Annotated in this window: 18 protein-coding genes; 8 read left to right on the forward strand and 10 right to left on the reverse strand. The window is 35.1% G+C overall.

Annotated elements, in window-relative coordinates; all coding sequences use genetic code 11:
• The coding region (locus B9T35_RS17370; protein WP_171264319.1) for an AAA family ATPase at positions 1 to 149 on the reverse strand (149 nt) is incomplete at its 3' end.
• Between the two features lie 149 nt (positions 150 to 298).
• Entirely contained in the window at positions 299 to 1228 is a 930-nt protein-coding gene (gene repM, locus B9T35_RS17375; protein ID WP_086192450.1) for a replication initiation protein RepM, read from the reverse strand.
• Positions 1229 to 2001: 773 nt separating this feature from the next.
• Here repM and B9T35_RS17380 point away from each other — a divergent pair.
• The gene (locus B9T35_RS17380) at positions 2002 to 2211 is read left to right on the forward strand and encodes a hypothetical protein (RefSeq protein ID WP_086192451.1); all 210 of its coding nucleotides are present in this window, start codon (positions 2002 to 2004) and stop codon (positions 2209 to 2211) included.
• Positions 2212 to 4352: 2141 nt separating this feature from the next.
• Complete coding sequence (locus B9T35_RS17390) at positions 4353 to 5651, forward strand: hypothetical protein (protein WP_086192455.1); 1299 nt, start codon at positions 4353 to 4355, stop codon at positions 5649 to 5651.
• 308 nt (positions 5652 to 5959) lie between these two features.
• Here B9T35_RS17390 and arsH read toward each other — a convergent pair whose 3' ends face one another.
• The 3 genes from arsH to B9T35_RS17405 are packed head-to-tail and all read right to left on the reverse strand — an operon-like array spanning position 5960 to position 8035.
• Positions 5960 to 6664 (reverse strand): arsenical resistance protein ArsH, encoded by a 705-nt coding sequence (arsH, locus tag B9T35_RS17395; RefSeq protein WP_086192457.1) that lies wholly within the window; start codon positions 6662 to 6664, stop codon positions 5960 to 5962.
• 4 nt (positions 6665 to 6668) lie between these two features.
• Positions 6669 to 7709 carry an ACR3 family arsenite efflux transporter gene (arsB, locus tag B9T35_RS17400; RefSeq protein ID WP_086192459.1) on the reverse strand — a complete coding sequence of 347 codons (1041 nt, stop codon included), beginning with the start codon at positions 7707 to 7709 and terminating at the stop codon, positions 6669 to 6671.
• A gap of 2 nt (positions 7710 to 7711) precedes the next feature.
• Positions 7712 to 8035, reverse strand: a complete 324-nt coding sequence (locus tag B9T35_RS17405; RefSeq protein WP_086192461.1) for an ArsR/SmtB family transcription factor — start codon at positions 8033 to 8035, stop codon at positions 7712 to 7714.
• Between the two features lie 84 nt (positions 8036 to 8119).
• Between B9T35_RS17405 and arsC the strand changes: the two genes are divergently transcribed.
• The 3 genes from arsC (at position 8120) to B9T35_RS17420 (ending at position 9758) form a co-directional block, all read left to right on the forward strand.
• A complete protein-coding gene (gene arsC / locus B9T35_RS17410) occupies positions 8120 to 8548 on the forward strand; it encodes an arsenate reductase (glutaredoxin) (RefSeq protein ID WP_086192463.1) in 429 nt (142 codons plus the stop codon).
• A gap of 558 nt (positions 8549 to 9106) precedes the next feature.
• The gene (locus tag B9T35_RS17415) at positions 9107 to 9463 is read left to right on the forward strand and encodes a type II toxin-antitoxin system RelE/ParE family toxin (protein WP_086192464.1); all 357 of its coding nucleotides are present in this window, start codon (positions 9107 to 9109) and stop codon (positions 9461 to 9463) included.
• The gene (locus B9T35_RS17420) at positions 9456 to 9758 is read left to right on the forward strand and encodes a helix-turn-helix domain-containing protein (protein WP_086192466.1); all 303 of its coding nucleotides are present in this window, start codon (positions 9456 to 9458) and stop codon (positions 9756 to 9758) included. Before B9T35_RS17415 ends, B9T35_RS17420 begins: the two co-directional genes overlap by 8 nt.
• A gap of 213 nt (positions 9759 to 9971) precedes the next feature.
• Here the strand turns inward: B9T35_RS17420 and B9T35_RS17425 are convergent, their stop codons facing one another.
• From B9T35_RS17425 to B9T35_RS17435, 3 genes are all read right to left on the reverse strand, one after another.
• Positions 9972 to 11090 (reverse strand): esterase/lipase family protein, encoded by a 1119-nt coding sequence (locus tag B9T35_RS17425; RefSeq protein ID WP_086192467.1) that lies wholly within the window; start codon positions 11088 to 11090, stop codon positions 9972 to 9974.
• An 87-nt stretch (positions 11091 to 11177) separates the two neighbouring features.
• A complete protein-coding gene (locus tag B9T35_RS17430; protein ID WP_171264320.1) occupies positions 11178 to 12242 on the reverse strand; it encodes a lipase secretion chaperone in 1065 nt (354 codons plus the stop codon).
• Positions 12243 to 12667: 425 nt separating this feature from the next.
• Positions 12668 to 13366 (reverse strand): hypothetical protein, encoded by a 699-nt coding sequence (locus B9T35_RS17435; RefSeq protein WP_086192469.1) that lies wholly within the window; start codon positions 13364 to 13366, stop codon positions 12668 to 12670.
• An 88-nt stretch (positions 13367 to 13454) separates the two neighbouring features.
• Here B9T35_RS17435 and B9T35_RS17440 point away from each other — a divergent pair, with 88 nt between their 5' ends.
• The 3 genes from B9T35_RS17440 (at position 13455) to B9T35_RS17450 (ending at position 15793) form a co-directional block, all read left to right on the forward strand.
• Complete coding sequence (locus B9T35_RS17440) at positions 13455 to 13814, forward strand: hypothetical protein (RefSeq protein WP_086192471.1); 360 nt, start codon at positions 13455 to 13457, stop codon at positions 13812 to 13814.
• A 104-nt stretch (positions 13815 to 13918) separates the two neighbouring features.
• Positions 13919 to 14617, forward strand: a complete 699-nt coding sequence (locus tag B9T35_RS17445; protein ID WP_086192481.1) for a hypothetical protein — start codon at positions 13919 to 13921, stop codon at positions 14615 to 14617.
• A 3-nt stretch (positions 14618 to 14620) separates the two neighbouring features.
• Complete coding sequence (locus tag B9T35_RS17450; RefSeq protein WP_086192473.1) at positions 14621 to 15793, forward strand: hypothetical protein; 1173 nt, start codon at positions 14621 to 14623, stop codon at positions 15791 to 15793.
• Between the two features lie 210 nt (positions 15794 to 16003).
• On the opposite strand, the gene B9T35_RS17455 is transcribed toward B9T35_RS17450, so the two are convergent.
• Both B9T35_RS17455 and B9T35_RS17460 read right to left on the reverse strand, forming a co-directional pair.
• Positions 16004 to 16300: a hypothetical protein gene (locus B9T35_RS17455; protein WP_086192475.1), complete on the reverse strand. Its 297-nt coding sequence runs from the start codon at positions 16298 to 16300 to the stop codon at positions 16004 to 16006.
• A complete protein-coding gene (locus tag B9T35_RS17460) occupies positions 16300 to 16941 on the reverse strand; it encodes an AAA family ATPase (RefSeq protein ID WP_086192477.1) in 642 nt (213 codons plus the stop codon). Before B9T35_RS17460 ends, B9T35_RS17455 begins: the two co-directional genes overlap by 1 nt.
• Between the last annotated feature and the right edge of the window lie 134 nt (positions 16942 to 17075).

A 17075-nucleotide genomic window follows, 5' to 3' on the forward strand; every position in this document is an offset into this window, starting at 1 on the left:
CGCTCTTTGACCCAATCTGTTGTAGTACCTTGTGGGTCGGCATCTAAAAGTAAGATGTCATGATTTTTCTGTTGCAGATAAACTGCTAAGTTTTGTGCAAGACAACTCTTCCCAGAGCCACCTTTTTCTCCACCAATTAAAATAATCATTATTTAACTTAAGTAACTTATTTAATAAAATAAGTATAGCTTAGTTATGCTATGGATCAAATAATAACTTACATAACTTACATAACTTACATAACTTACATAACTTACATAACTTACATAACTTACATAACTTACATAACTTACATAACTTAGTTTATTTGACTTTTTTCTAAATAGCCAACTTTAAGTAAGCAAGGGTATAGCTCTACAAATTTCTGTTCATCTTTAAGCATGTCTGCAATACGTATTGCAAATTGATCATACGACTCAGTACCTACAGAGTATTTAGACATCTCAGATAATTCTGCAAGTTTCCTAGCAAAAAGGAATCGCTGAGAATCTGTCATCTTTTTATATTGTTTAGATGAGGTTACATCTTTGAGTTCTTTTTCTTTGTTTGTGACTTTTAAGGTGAAGGAAAAACCTGAAATAGATCGTCCTTTTTTTTGTTGAGTATATTTGGCTGTTAGGTCGGAGAACTCATTGATTTGAAGTAAGGCTGGTTCCAAAACACGTCTTTTGAAAGCTTCAACTCGAGAGTATTCATTAATTCCAACTCCTAATTGTTCTCTAAATTTATTGATTTCAAATACTGGTGTATGTCTAGCTGTTCGCCATTGTGCTAATAATTCATAAAGTCTAATAGCATAAACACTTGTAAAATTTGCTGTTTGTTCTAAATGATATTGAGTGAAATACTGTGTAAATCCGTCAATCCTAGTTATATGATCAATAAGAACACGAGTTAAGGTGACTAAAATTTTACCTTCACCTTTTTGGTAATTCACATCTTGAATCCAACGACTTTTGGTAGGAGAGCCATCATCATTAGTAATAGTGAATTGTCTCTTAAAAAGATTTTGTTCGGCTTCTAATAAGGTTGAATACGAGGCATCTAGCGTGACATTAAACGCTTTCGCATATCTTTCAGCCTTTAATTCAAGAGGATGTTGAGAGCTAAGGCCGTGTCCTTTTTCTCTAGCATCAATAATAGCTAGTTGAACCAAACGTGTCTCAGACAAAGTTAATGTTTGAATCGCTTCTACTAGTTTATTTGATTTAACAATTACGTCTTTCATAAGTAAATAAGCAACATGAAATAATCTGTTGTTATAGCAACATGAAATAATCTTGTTGTCAATTTATAATGAAAATTCAAGAAAAATGATGGTTTTTTACTAAATCTAATATAATAAATTTAAAATTAATACTTATATTTCAATAGAATATTGATTGTTAAATATAAAACATTGACCGAGTTTTTGTTGCTATATTTAAGGTAAAAGCATCATAAAATGTAAATTCGTAAAAAAATAAAATATTTCAAATTTTATAAAGTATTGATTTTAATAAATATATTAATTATGACAACATTGTTTATTTTTGTTGTCATATCCTAAGTAAACGTTGCTATATAACCGAGTAAACGTTGCTATATAACCGAGTAAACGTTGCTATATAACCGAGTAAACGTTGCTATATAAGCTCTGAAACACTTTATTCATAATGGTTTCAGAGTACTTAAAAACATTAAAAACATTAAAAACATTAAAAACCTAAACTATAAAAAATTGCCCTATGTTTTCGCTATGCTCAAACTCTATTGAATCTCGCTATCGCTCGATTCTTGGAGGCAATTTTTTTGCAAACACTTTGAATCAATTTTATAAAAAAACACAACTCGGAATTCGCTTCGCTCATAAGTTTTTATGCTCGCTACGCTCGATCTAGGAGTCAAGATCATCATGTGATTTACTACAGATATTAACTCTGTTTGAAAAGCTGTTTTTCAGGGAGTCTAGTCGCAATTTTTCTTTGTGTCGCTCGTAGACACTCGCTAAGGAGATCACCGATGAGTAAAGATCAAGATTTAGTTTTTCTCACCATGAGGATTTTAGATAAACCTCCAAGAAGCTATAAACTTGATAAGGATGGAGTCTTCAAAGAAGATCAAGAGCAAATAGAAACTTGGGAAGAGTATTTTAAATTATTTGATAATCCCAAAGGTTTCGAAGATTTTATGGCAGACCGTGAACAAGATATATCGAAGGATAAGAACTAAGCTCATAGATTGCATTAGTTTCTACTTTTAATGGTGTGGCTTAGTGTTTTATGCAGATTAATAAAAGTCGCTTAGAAAGCAAATGGTGAGCTTCTATGAAGGATCAGGAACTACCACAAAATTGTGATAGTTCCCAAAAACTATAATGAAACTGAAATACAGTTTAGAAATAAGCGTATTTATTTAAAAATCGGACTCATTTTGAATAGATAGTCCTCGTTATGCTGAGGATTGCATCAACAAACCTTGTTGAAAGGTGTGCCATTTTAAATGACGGTTTGATATTTTAAAAAAGCGAAAAACATCAATCGCTTGAATCCCGAATTTTTGTATTTTGATTAAAGGCTGACTTTGACCGAGTTGCCAAAAATGCTAAATAAAAAATCATTCATCGACCTAGTTACGTTTCAATTGCACTAGCTAACTGAAGGCTTTATACGAAGACCTAAACGCTTGTTTTTACAGAACATTGAAAACTGCATTGATACGAAATGACCGTGTTTAAGCTAAACCTAAACTCTTGTTTTTTTTATAAAAAAACCTAAAATTTGACCTCGAATTTTGCTTTCAAGTACCACCCTGAATCCCACAGCCGACCAAAGCTTTGAGAGAAGTTAAACGACCTGTTTAACCGCAACAAAATTCTAACTTTTCGATTTCTATCTCACTATTTCCGTTCGCACTTTCATCCACAGGCTTGCACGTTTTTTTCGTACTCGACTACTTAGCAGATAATCCTTCGGCGGATTATCACTTACTCGCACGATCTCTCACAGGTTAAAGTCTTTTGTATCTGCTTGGGCAAATGAAGCCTTCATAGATTTTTATTATGACTAAAGTTCTTCTTTCGGTTTTTCAACCTTAGAACGCCTAAACGGAGGCTAAACCGTTTAACTTAAACTCCTGTGCTTCCCACTTTAGTTTTATGAATCGCTGTATCTGAATAAACAGAAACAGGGCTTACTAGACCTTCAACATTACACCGTGCAACACTTGGTTTGCCATCCTTGACTTCATGGAGCGTTGTTCCGCAACTCCACTTAAATCACACGGTTTTCGTTGGTCAGATCAATCACTTTTACAGCATAAATACCTTCAAAGTTTTCATAAGCATCCCTCCAGCCCCTGTCATTCCTAGCGTATTTTTGACGCTAGAAGAGGTGGTTCGGTTGAGCTATTTGGCGATCAGTGTTACCACTGACCGAGAGGGAATCTGTCAAATGAGACAGACCCACAAGCCTTTCGACTTTTTTCTTCCCCCGTACAATTTCCCGCTTAGCGGTTGATGCACGTCCTCCCCGATCGGGTACGCAAGATGAGGCTTCTAAACCTCCCAACAGTGAAAATTCACTAGCAGGTTAACCCAGCGTATGGTGTTTGCGTCTCGACATCATGTCTCGACTTCCATTCCATAAAACGGCTTATTGCAATTCAGGTCTTTAGACTCAGAATGGCTCTAAGTTTTTCAGTGTCGCCCGAAGGCGACTCAGCCGAGTGTTTTTATATGGGCTGAGGGCAATTTGATTTAACTGAAAGGATAAAAGGAGAACTGACATGCAAACCATTCCTACTCAAAGAGTAGCAGGGAGGTTTTGCATTGAGGTTCTCACAGTCTCCGTCGCAACCCTACCAACTAGCTTTCACCAGTATAGAGCTACACGAAAATATAGGCTTTCGCCAACTCTTACAGCCACATAAGAGCCAAGATGCACTAAGGATGGTCAGTCCTTAGCTATTTCGAAAAGAAAAAACAGTTAAGGATGGTCAGTCCTTAACTTTGAGGTCAAGAACTGCCGACTGCCCTAGAGCGTCGAAAAGTCTTTTTTCAGCATCACACTGAAAATGTCGTTCTGAATTGTTATACCACCATGAAGTTAGATGGTGAATAAGAGCAGGGGCAACGAGCCGAGTTAATCTAAGGAACAACTTAACTACGTCTCGTTGCCCCTTAGCCACCTTTCAGGTGGCAGTTTTTCTTCGAAAAACCTTTAAAAGCCCTGCTACGCAAGCCTTTTATTAAAAAGCAAAACAGATTTGTGAAGAGATGTTAATACATTAAAAAAAGTAAGACCCTAAATTTTTATTTTTACTACATTCGCCCTACTACATCTCGGCTTTTATTTATAGATTTTGGGGAATACATGATTTTTTATACGACAAGTGATGAAATCACAATGTCTGCTTTACACCGAACGGTGTATCTAGCTAAGGCCACGTTCTATCAAAAGTTTTTCATTGATGTTGATAAAGCACAGAACACTTTGGCTTGGTTGATCAGCAAATTTCACGTCAGTAAAACAGGAGACTCACGCTCTAAAGCTAGAGATAAAAAGGACTTGTGCAATGCACATTTGGTGATTCAGCTTAATCAGCAACTTTTACGGCAAGGCAAGTGCCAGGTTTTTGTTATGGTGACTTTACCAAGTGCTTTGAGGGAGAAGCAGTCAGTTATCACAAAGATGATAGAAGAGTTTCATTTAACAGAAGTTGAAATGACTAAGATGACCGCTGAACAACGGTTTCAGCGTGTGATTAGCTATCAAAAGCAACTCATAAAGAAAAGCTTTAAGGAAAAGGATGGCAGACCATGTCAGGATACTTTTCACTGCCTCTTACACCGTGATTCACGACTACAGCTTTTCAGTCAAGACATGCCCAAAGTGGTACTTCGCCTTTCTGATCGGAGTAAAAAGCGTTTAGCTGAGTACAAGTTGATGCAAGAAAAAAAGGGGGATGCCAAACTGATCAAACCTACTTCATGGACTTGGCATCTGACACCGCAATACAAAGCACATATTTTAAAACTGTGTAGAGCAGGGATTCAGTCGAAACTGACACAAAAGAAGCATATTAAAAAACAGCAGTTTGAAGCAAAAAATAAAGTAAGTCCGACCAAAGATCAGGTCAAAACTTGGCTGACTGATGATGAGCTAAAAAAAGCGATTGAAGCAGGCGTTTTTGCTTTGTCGAATGTCCCTGCTTTCCGTGGCACGACTCAAGATGTAGGGAAAATTTGCTATGAGCTTGAAAAGAAATACAACCGCAGAGCTGTACGTCAGAATGCAGTCAAAGGGAAAAGACAAGTTCAAAAGAAACGTACGTTTCCGATCTATCAAGCTTTTGATTTAGAACAGATTAAAAGAGAGGCATTTTATAGTACGAGAGTCGACTTTAATATTTATTCCTTTACAGAGTTACATGAGCGAGTGATGCGGTTCACTCAAACGATTTTGTCGTATAAAGCTGAGAATCATGTAGATCAAAGCTTAAGTCAGATTGAAGATGAAAAAGCATTAGAAAAGTATATTTATGCTGATTTACTGCGTATAAACCAAGCCAAAAATAGAAACCTTGCTGATCCTAAACCGAATGTGGAGGTTAGAGATGATACTGAAAATGATGTCAAAAATATCATTAAAAAAATTAAATATAACAAATAGATAGGTGTTTTTCAATATTGTTAAATAATTTAACAGTTAGGCTGTTTTGATATTTTTTTCCAAAATCGTTAAATAATTTAATAAAATAAATCATATAAAAAATTATTTTTCCTATTTTTTACAATATTCACTTAGGTTCTTTAGCTTTACTAGTAAAAAAGGAAATTATGGAAACTTTAAAATGGGTTCTAACAGAAAAAGCCTAGACTCTGATCTAGGCTTTAAAAATTAAAAAATACATAAAAATCAGAACAATAAGATCATTTTAAGTATTTCGCATAAGGTGTATTATGTTAATTTTAGGAAAACTAAATACTACTTTGATTTACACGCTTCGACAGCTCTTCAGCACTTTCAACACGCTCAGAATAACGATCAGTTAAAGATGCTGATTGTCCTCGGGTCAAAAGCGTAAATTTATATAGTTCCTCCATCACATCGACAATTCTTGTGTAGTAAGAAGAAGGCTTCATACGTCCATCTTCTTCAAATTCTAAAAATGCTTTAGGAATAGATGATTGGTTTGGAATGGTGATCATGCGCATCCAACGACCTAAAATACGCATCTGATTTAAGCTGTTAAATGATTGTGAACCGCCACTGACCTGCATCAAGGCTAAAGTTTTTCCTTGCGTTGTGCGAATCGCACCACCTGCCAGTGGAATCCAGTCAATTTGCGATTTAAAAATAGAACTCATCGAACCATGACGTTCAGGTGAACACCACACCATACCTTCCGACCAAGCTAATAAATCATGCAATTCTTTGACTTTAGGATGTTCAGTATCGGCATCTTCAGGTAAGGGTAGCCCCTTGGGATGGAAGATTTTTACTTCAGCGCCAAAATACTCCAAGATCCGTCCTGCTTCCATCACTGCAAGTCTGCTGTATGAGCACTCTCGGTTTGAGCCATAAAGCAATAAAATACGAGGTGGATGATCAAGTGCTTTGGCTTGAACTTTGTCTAAAGTTGGTTGTTCAAGAAGATTTAAATCTACATTTGGGAGAGTCATAGCGTTACACCTCTTTAAAAACTTTTTTTCTGAGCCACAGTGAAACACTCACCAAAGCAATGAGTACGGGAACTTCAACCAATGGCCCAATCACTGTTGTAAAAGCCACAGGTGATGCAAGCCCAAAGGTTGCAATAGCAACGGCTAAAGCCAATTCAAAATTATTCCCTGCCGCAGTAAATGAAATGGCAGCAGTTTTGGGATAGTCATTCCCCATCCACTTACTCATAAAGAAACTAATAAAAAACATTAGGACAAAGTAAATCGTGAGTGGAATTGCAATTCTGAGTACATCAAGTGGCAAACTGACCACTTCACCACCTTTCAGGCTGAACATAGCCACGATAGTAAATAACAGGGCAAGTAGACTGAGTGGACTAATTTTAGGAATAAATTTGGTTTGATACCAAAGCAACCCCTTTTGCTTCACGAGAATGTATCGAGTTAAGAAACCCAGTAAAAAAGGAATCCCTAAATAAACTAGAACCGCATGGGTAATTGTCCAAAAGCTGACATTAATGATTTGCGCTTCCACACCAAAATAGGGCGGTAAGAAGGTCAAAAATAGCCAAGCATAGGTACTGAAAAACAGGATTTGGAAAATACTGTTAAATGCGACCAATCCCGCAACATACTGGTTATCACCACATGCCAAGCCATTCCATACCAAGACCATTGCAATGCATCGAGCCAATCCAATCAGAATGACACCTGTCATATATTCAGGATAGGACTGTAAAAAAATGATGGCTAAAGCAAACATTAAACACGGTGCAATCAGCCAGTTTTGAACCAAAGATAAGGTAAGTGTTCGTTTATCTTTAAACACTTGTGGCAAGGTCGCATAGTCCACTTTGGTAAGTGGTGGGTACATCATCAAAATCAAGCCAATCGCAATCGGGATATTGACCGAATCAATACTCATCTGATCTAAAGCAACCGATGCTTGAGGAAAGAAAACGCCAATCCCCACACCCAATGCCATCGCAATGAAAATCCAAAGCGTTAAATTGCGATCTAAAAATGAAAGTCTTGAAGTAGACATAATTACTCGCAATGCACTGAAATTGACGAATGAACAATAGAGTTGCTCATGATGCCGTCATTTTGATTTGAGATAATATTCAAAACATCATTTGCCCATTCAGGAAGATTTGGATTCAAACGGTAATACACCCATTGCCCTTGTCTTTGATCAAGCAGAATGGAAAGATTTCGGAGCAAAGCCAAATGGCGAGAAATCTTAGGTTGGCTGAGTTGCAATTGTTCTGTTAGTTCACAGACACAAATATTCTGTTTTGCCATTACTAACTTCAAAATATCCAAGCGCGTTGGGTCAGAAAGGCACTTAAAGAAGTCTGTTTGATTCATTTTTTATTGCCTAAATATATTCGCTATTGCGAATATACGCATAACCATATATAAATGCAATATTGTTTTGCCCTGAGAAAAGTCATGTCACAAAAGATTAAAATTTATCATAACCCAGCCTGTGGAACTTCACGAAACACGCTCGAAATTATTCGAAATACAGGGCAAGAACCTGAAATAATTGAGTATTTAAAAACACCACCAACTAAAGAAGAGTTAGTTACTTTAATTGAAAAATCAGGACTTTCTGTGCGTGAAGCGATTCGTAAAAATGTTGAACCTTACGAGAAACTGGAATTACAGCAAGAACATTGGACTGATAACCAGTTAATTGGTTTTATGCTTGAATATCCAATTCTAATTAACCGCCCATTTGTAGTAACGGATCTTGGTATTAAACTATGTAGACCATCTGAGTTAGTACTGGATCTATTATCTGCCCCTCAATTGAATGCATTTAGCAAAGAAGATGGCGAAGTAATTATTGATCAAGATGGTAATAGAATGAAGTAAATTTCACGTATTCAATATACCCATTTAACATAATGGCGCTTATGCGAAATCAATTTGTAATAACCTTGTAATATCAATAAATTAGCATCATTCAAAAATTCAAAAAACTACCCAAAAGCCGACATAGAAACATATCGGCTTTTTTATGAACAAAACTGGTATATTTCGCCAATAAAATTGAGCGTTTTTTAATCAATATTGGCTTTTCATCAGTGTTATCAATTCATCCAGTGCTTAAATTATCCCCAATTCCTGCGGACAAATCTTGGGATAAATTCAGCATGTTGTAAGCCTAGGCGTACATCAATTAAAGCCCTTTGCCGCTATACGACCGCACCCTTATTTCTTATTATGGGGACATAGAGAGCAGGATGCTCCAGATAAGAATAACAACAGATAGAACAAGGACGCAGGTACGACAGGAGTCAGACCTAAGCACCAAATACGTAAAAAAGCCCAACAGGATGTTGGGCTTTTTTATGGCCTATAATTTCTCAATTGCTTATCCTTATTATTCACTATAAAATATAGACTGTAATCTATATTTTTGGTTGTGATATGTGGACAGTCATCACGACAGACGTATTCAATGAATGGCTTGAACAACAAGATGAATCAATGCAAGAGAAGGTTTTAGCTGCCTTAGTTGTGCTACAACAGCAAGGGCCAAGCTTAGGTCGACCTTTAGTTGATACTGTCTATGACTCTAAATTTACCAACATGAAAGAACTACGTGTTCAGCATCGTGGTAAACCACTTAGGGCTTTTTTTGCGTTTGATCCCTTACGACAAGCTATTGTGCTGTGTATTGGTGATAAAGGTGGTAAGAAGCGATTCTATACAGAGATGCTGACCATTGCAGATCAACAATATGAGCTTCATCTCGCAACATTAGGAGAACAATATAATGGCTAAAACTTTGCAAGAATTATTAGCTAACCGCTCTCCAGAGAGCCAAGCGCGTATTCAAAAAATGGCTGATGAATTACTTTTAGAAAGTCAGCTTTATCTTATTCGTGAAGAATTAGAGATCTCTCAAAAAGAACTCGCTGAAACCCTTGGTATTAAACAACCCTCACTTTCAGCAATCGAAAATCGTGGAAATGATCTGAAAATTTCAACTATGAAAAAATATGTTGAAGCAATGGGTGGAAAGCTTCGAATTGATGTAGAGCTTCCAACAGGAAAGCATATAGGATTCAATGTTTAATACAAAAATCAGGTCCTACACAGCTCACTTCGTGTAACCGTTACTTGTAATATTGCTTAGCATCGATATAGTTAATTTTTTGAAACAAGCTATATCGTCTTAATTAAAAATCAAAAAATTAGAGTCCGTATATAAAAAGGGCATAAAATAAAAATTTATGCCCAATTCATTCATATAGTCCTTAACTTTAATATAGCTTCCAAAATTCAGACTTTAAAAACCAGCATTCTTTAAACGATTTGCATGAGCTCTATAAAGTGGAACCGGATCACCCGCTGGACTTAGACGATCAACTATACCCATAACTTGATTAACTTCATCAAAGTGGTTTTGAGGATAATTATCACGAATAACTTGACCTAAATGGGCTGAACATTTCGGTACAATACCATCACTTTCGCCCTTAATAAGCTTACCTAATATTATTGAGGCGGTCATGGTCAAATCTGGAGCAGTTCCAGGCTTAGTCCCAGTCCAAGAGTAATAAGAGACACCATTACTAGCTCTTGGTGATAATGTTGTATCGCAACTTTTCAATGGAATACCGGCTGGAAATTTTTGGTTAAATGCATTTGCTCCACTTGCAGTTAAGCCATCTAAAGCACTTAATACGTCTTGTTTGTGGTAAGCACCTCCTGCTAAAACAGACTCGAAACCTGTCACAAAACCTATTGCAGCACCGAGAAGCAAATCTCCACCAAGCGGACTTAATGGATCACGGACATAAGTCTGCATAATATCTGCAATATCACTTCCTTTATTAGATCCACCAATTCCAGTCACAGAGGCAACTAAATCAGGTCTAACTCCTGCTACATAACGAACAGTTTGTACACCCTGACTATGACCAATTAGATTAACTTTAGCAGAACCTGTGATTGCTTGAATTTCTTTCACCTGAGCAAGTAATTGCTCACCACGGAACTGATCTGACTGTGCGGCAGCAACTGTACTCGTATAAACCTTAGCACCTTGACTTGCTAAGTCTGCAGGAATGCCATGGAAGTAGTTAATAGGTCCAATTGAGCCAAATCCGAACAAACCATGAGCTAACACGAGTGGATATTTAGTTGCTGCATAATTTCCTGTGACAGGTGTAGATGAAAATATTTCTTTTTTACAACTACCAGTGCCATTAATGTCTGATACACATGCGTAAGTCGAGGCTTTTTCACCCGGTATAAAATTATTTGTAACGGTATTGATTGTACTGGTCCACAAGTTTATCCCATTTAAAATGCTATTGAATATGCCATCAATAATAAACGCATTTGATAAAGTTGATGCTGTTAATAGCGTCCCAAAAGTGATGGCTATCTTAGTTTTTTGCATTTTTTTTACTCCATTTTATAAATATTTTTGGTTCTTTAGATTTCAACTTTAAGGTCCTTTTATTTGTCTCCATTTTTTTAAATATTATTAAAATCCATCCATCTTTTTTACGTTAGAATTCTGGTCATATATTTCTTCAAATGTTTCAGCACGGAGCCTATCGCCCTCATTATTAAAAAAATTATTTCGTAGTTCAGTTACCATTTTTTCTTGCTCATAACCTTTTTGTTGAGTTGTTATTATTTGTTGTCTGGACTGCAAATATTGATCTACTTTATTTTGCCATTGAGCGTTATCATTATCTAATTTAGCCAGGCGATCAGCGGCATCCACACCCACTAATTGCTTACGCATTTGAGCTAATTCTGCCTGTGACCCCCCTTTTTCTTTAATCTCAGCAGTCAATTTTTGTAATTGGTTGTATTGGATTATGGGTTTCATTCTGTCTGTAATCGAAGGCGGTTGTTTTTCTAATAATTCGACACTTTTTTTGGCTTTTTGTTCTGGAGTTAAACTTTTATCATTAAATATTGCATAATCATCAATCGCATATTGATCATAAATTTCCTCATCTCGAAAAAAAATATTTGCTTCCTCTGTCGTAAAAATTTGTCTCCTAAGTTTAGATAAAGAAGATGAGACTCTTTTAAATTCAGTTACATCTTGTGCTTCAACTCCATTTAAATTCTTTAGTTGATTCAAATAATCTATATACTTATCAAGTAACTTGAAAGCATAAGGTTGTGCAGTATCAGGTAGTAAACCACTTAAGTATTGGCGTATATCTAGCAACAACGCTGTATCAGATTTTTCACCACTACTTGAAAGAAAATAATCAAAACAATCTCGTATTCCACGTGTTAAAAGTAACTGTCCGTTATCATCTACTTTTAGAGGGCAATTTACTTCTGTTCCACTTAATGACGGTGCTAAAGTTGGCATATTTCCTTTGAATTTCAAAGGCTCATTGCCATTAATCGTAAGTGAATGATCAAGATTTTCTCCATCTTTATTAGGAGATGTTTCTCTAACTTGACTTTCAGTAACAATATTTTTTTGATCTTCTGGTTTTAAATACCAGAAGATGAAGAGAAAACTGATTAGAACTACTATTAAAAAAATCATTTTTTTATACTTAAACATACCGTCCATGGCGTATCTCATCAATTTATTTTAATTATTTAAAAATACCTAAATATTAATTTAGAAAAATTATAATAACATTATATTTCAAAAATACAAAAAATAAGATGATTGAGGAATTATTAAAATTTGATACTGCCAATCATATGGCTCATAGCAGCTAAGGAGATTAATCAATGTGGATCAACATCCATGTAAATCAATTTTCACACATAATTCTTGTGAATAATTTTTGTCTAACGACAGGTTATAATATTCAAAAGAAATTAAAATTTCTTAAAAATAAAAACATTGAAAGAATATAGTATTTTTTAATCAAAAAAATAGGACTTATTTCACGGTCAGATTTTTGTCATTTTGGGTATTAGTGAAAATTAATAAATGATTGATTTTAATTCTTTAAGTTGGATAGATTTCGAATAATGCCCATTATGTTAAATGGATGCTGAATTAGGGGAAATTTCACTAAAATCTAAAGCTGTAGTTTGAGTATTGGGAATATGGCCAAATACATATTCGTCTTTGCTTTGAAAGAAAATATCGAAGCTCTGACTCATCAAGGAATCTTGTAGGCTCTGCTTTTGGTAGATCGGTGCAATTCGATTGATGTAATAATTCATCCAATCGACTTGGTTTGAAAATGCTGAGTAATCTTTCAAATCTAGATATAAGTTTTTTAAATCTGCTGTAATCGTTTCCACATTGGGATTGAACATCCAAACAGTAATGTCCATAGGCTCTATAGCCGTCATATTGTAGCTTTGTTCATCATCCGCTCGTTCAGTTTTATAGAGTTGAGCACCGTTTTTGCTGTAGCTCGAACATAGTAGTTTGGTATTTTGGATCTGAAAGTGATCAGTACCGATTTCGTGCTCTCGAATTTGGCGTGAAAGTTCTAAACAATCAGGTAGGGATGTTAATTGTGATTGAGCCAATTCCTTAAATAAAGCGATGCTGCGATTGATCACATAGCTTTCGCCTGTACCGGTGATGATTCCCTCATCCCATGCATGAATTTTTGAGGCTGAGTGCGTTAAAGGCTCATTTAGTTGATCTTCCTTGAGTACGACTTTTTTATTATCTGCAGCAACAATAATGCTATCATTCAGTTGAATTGCTATGATGAAAGTCATACTTTGATTAAAAATATTGAATTATTAGATGTTTATTTTAAGCTAAATTGCAGCTTAAATTTTGAATTTTATAAAGATAGGTAAACCTATGGCTGGTGGTTCTCAAATCATAATTAATAAGAATGGGATTACATTCATTACGCCTGCAAAGTTTGAGGCGAAAGCTGGACAGCATCTTTTTACAAGTGGGCAGAGGGTTGTAACAACCTTACCGAATATACCGAATTCGAATTTAGAAGGCTTTAATCAAGGGTTTAATTTAATCAGTGATAAAGATGTGAAAAATTTATCATTTAAGCTAGTTAATTCAAAACGTAGTTATCAGTTTAATGCTAGTTTAAACGAAGAACAACAAACGCAATTTGTTCAAACAGGAACAGAAGCTGATAAGTTGGAACTTAAATATTCAGGTGATGATGATATTAATCATCAATGGAAAGACGAGTGATTAAAAAAATTAATTTAACTAAAAAAAAACTAATCATATTAATAATATGCCTCGTGATAGGTGTAATCGCAATCACCAAACTCATTACTTTTGGAAAAGATGATATGAAACCGCCTGTTGTATTTTTAGTTCCTGAAAACTTCATTGGTCCTGTATTTGTCATATTCGATCAAGAAGATGGACAAGAATTAAGATCAGACCCTTTAGGAGTGTCTCTAACCGTCCCTGAAAATGGTCTAATCAAAGTCAAGGCATCAAAAAATGAAGTCCTCACAAGAGGGATGAACTACGATAAGCGGAATGTCTATTGGATTAGCCTAAACAAAGATGGGCAACGTATGAATATGCCTTATCAAGGTGGTGGTGCGCGCGATTACGATAAAGAGGTTTTTTGGACTTGGTATATTGACACCAATAATCAAGCTAAACAAATGGCATTTGACCCAAAGCTTTATCCGAAAACAAATGATTCTGAAATATATCATCTGACAAAAGATCAAGTAAAATTAAAAACTGCATATGCGTGGAATACCTGTGATGCTTATATTTGGAAAAATATAGATGAATATAAATCATATATGAATGATTTAACTGGTGCTCTAAATAAGGAAAAAACAGAATTTTTTGATTGCATGCAATTTCATATTTCTTATCCAAAAATGAATGACAAAGAATTAAGTTATGAAAACTTTTTAGGAGACTACTCTCTACCCGAATTTGAAGAAAAATTAAATGAGATACAACCTTTTAGAATTCAATATTTAGAAGAATATTTAGAATTAAATAAAAATAAAAAGGACTAAAAAATGGGAACAACTTTAGCATCAGTGATTACAACACCTGCTGATCCAAATAAAAAACGGCATGATGTTGTAATTAATATGGTCAAATTGGCGAATTATCAGATTAATCTACGTTCGTTTCATCCCAATAAGCAATTTGAAGCTAAAGGCTTTTTTTTCCATGGTGATAATCGAGGATTTTCTTTAAGCAAAAGTTTTTTTAATCCCAGTGCAAAAGCACTGCCACCACAAAGCGTGAGTTCTCGTGTTTGGTCTAAAGCAATCGTCAACTTAGAAGATATTAAGGAATCACAAAAATTAAAAATCATTGAAGTCCAGTCTAATACATCGGGACCACTAAGAGTTTTAGGAGTTCCTATTCTTGGGCATGATGAGGATTATAATGATATAAAATATAGACCATCGGGGGAAATTAAAGTTTTAATTCCTGCCGTAGATGTTGCAGGTCGTCGTACTTTCAATTTCACATCACACTATCATGGTAAAAACCACGCTTTTGTTCTATCTCGCACAGTTTACGACCATACAGGAACAAGTTTTGTCCCTGATTTGGATGTTCGTCATGAGTTGATGATTCGAATCGAATTGGTAGGGATGTATATGGACATCAGCTCCTTAGTATATGGCGATGGTTTTCCAAATACTGAAGGATTTATTGAAGATACTAAAGGTAATAAAGTATTCCTTGGAGCACATATTCGTATTGGTACACCTGCGACACATTTATTTGGTGATAATAAACGCCTTATGTGGGCGAATGCCATTCGTGTTGGTTTAAATAAGGATGGAACATTCACTAATAAGAAACTAGATATTTATGCTCAAGGGCTAGGAGGACCGAAAGAATATAGAGATGATTATGGATTAACATTTGAGAGAAAAGGAAATACAACAAGAAGAATTATTGAACCCATAACACAACAAGCGACTGTATTTTTCTGGAATTTTCAGGAAGTTAGTAGTATTACTAAAAAGAATTACACCCCTCCTTTTCGATTAAAAATTAAAAATGATATCTCTGCTATCAAAAATCAACTTTTTGAATCTTTTAAAACATCAGCCATTTCAAAAACAACTGTTCAAGCTTGGAATGAGATGTTCTTAAAACAAGATCCAAATGAAGGAAGAAGTAAAGCACTTTTTCAATTAGATGATTCTAAGTGGGAAAAGAAGTAAATTAATTTTTTCTAAAATTAACATAATACACCTTATACGAAATGCTTTATTTTATCTGATATAAATCATTTGCTTATAGTATGTCAAAAAGCCCAATCACACCCGATTGGGCTTTTTTAATGATTATTCACGTTTCACGCCTACTAAGTGATCAATGTTTCACGATTTTATTTAATTAAACTGAATAAAATATTGCTTAACTTACGTAAGTTATTTAACTTCATTAAGTACTATATTATGTAACTCTTCTGGAGATAACTTTTGTAATTGATGGATTGCTGCTTTTAGGATTAAAGAACGATTAGCTTTAGCTACTCGAGACTCTACTAGCAAATGATCTATTTCTTTACTCACTTCCTCTGTTAGAGAAAATGTAAAACGACGATAAATTTGTTGAGATATTTCTAGATTCTTTGCCCGTTTAGTAGAACCCACAATAAAATCTTCGATTTGCTTTTCTGGAGATTTAGCTTCATGAGCTGATTTGGTTAACCCTTTTAATGCCATTACAAGTCTCCTAAAAATTCGACTACAAGTTGCTCAATTTCAGTGACAGCTTTTTTGTCAGTGTCTACTTCAAATACAGAAAGACCATTTTCATCAGCATCATCATAAACATTTCGATTGGTTGTGAATTGATTCAGTGGAATAATTCCAAAGGACTCACAGGCCTCTTTTGCATCTAAAATACGCTGAGCTTGGCTAGGCAAAGTCGGGCATTGGGTAATTACAGCATTAGTAATTAGATTTGGATTCACAGCTCTAGCTAAGCGAATAAGCTGTTCAACATGAACTAAAGTTTTAAGATCTCTGCGCTTTGGCCTAAAGGGTAATAGCATATGTGTAGCTATCGTCATTGCTGAACGTAAAGCTTCTGAATCTTGCCCCCCAGCATCAATAATGATGTCTTGGTATCTTTTAGACAGATCATCTAGAACTTGTCGAATATTACCAGCAGCCTGAACGGATGGAATGTTTCTTAGATCTTGATTTACATCACGCTCTTTGACCCAATCTGTTGTAGTACCTTGTGGGTCGGCATCTAAAAGTAAGATGTCATGATTTTTCTGTTGCAGATAAACTGCTAAGTTTTGTGCAAGACAACTCTTCCCAGAGCCACCTTTTTCTCCACCAATTAAAATAATCATTATTTAACTTAAGTAACTTATTTAATAAAATAAGTATAGCTTAGTTATGCTATGGATCAAATAATAACTTACATAACTTACATAACTTACATAACTTACATAACTTACATAACTTACATAACTTACATAACTTA

This window comes from Acinetobacter sp. ANC 3832 (assembly GCF_002135415.1).
In the GTDB taxonomy this organism is placed as follows: Bacteria; Pseudomonadota; Gammaproteobacteria; order Pseudomonadales; family Moraxellaceae; genus Acinetobacter.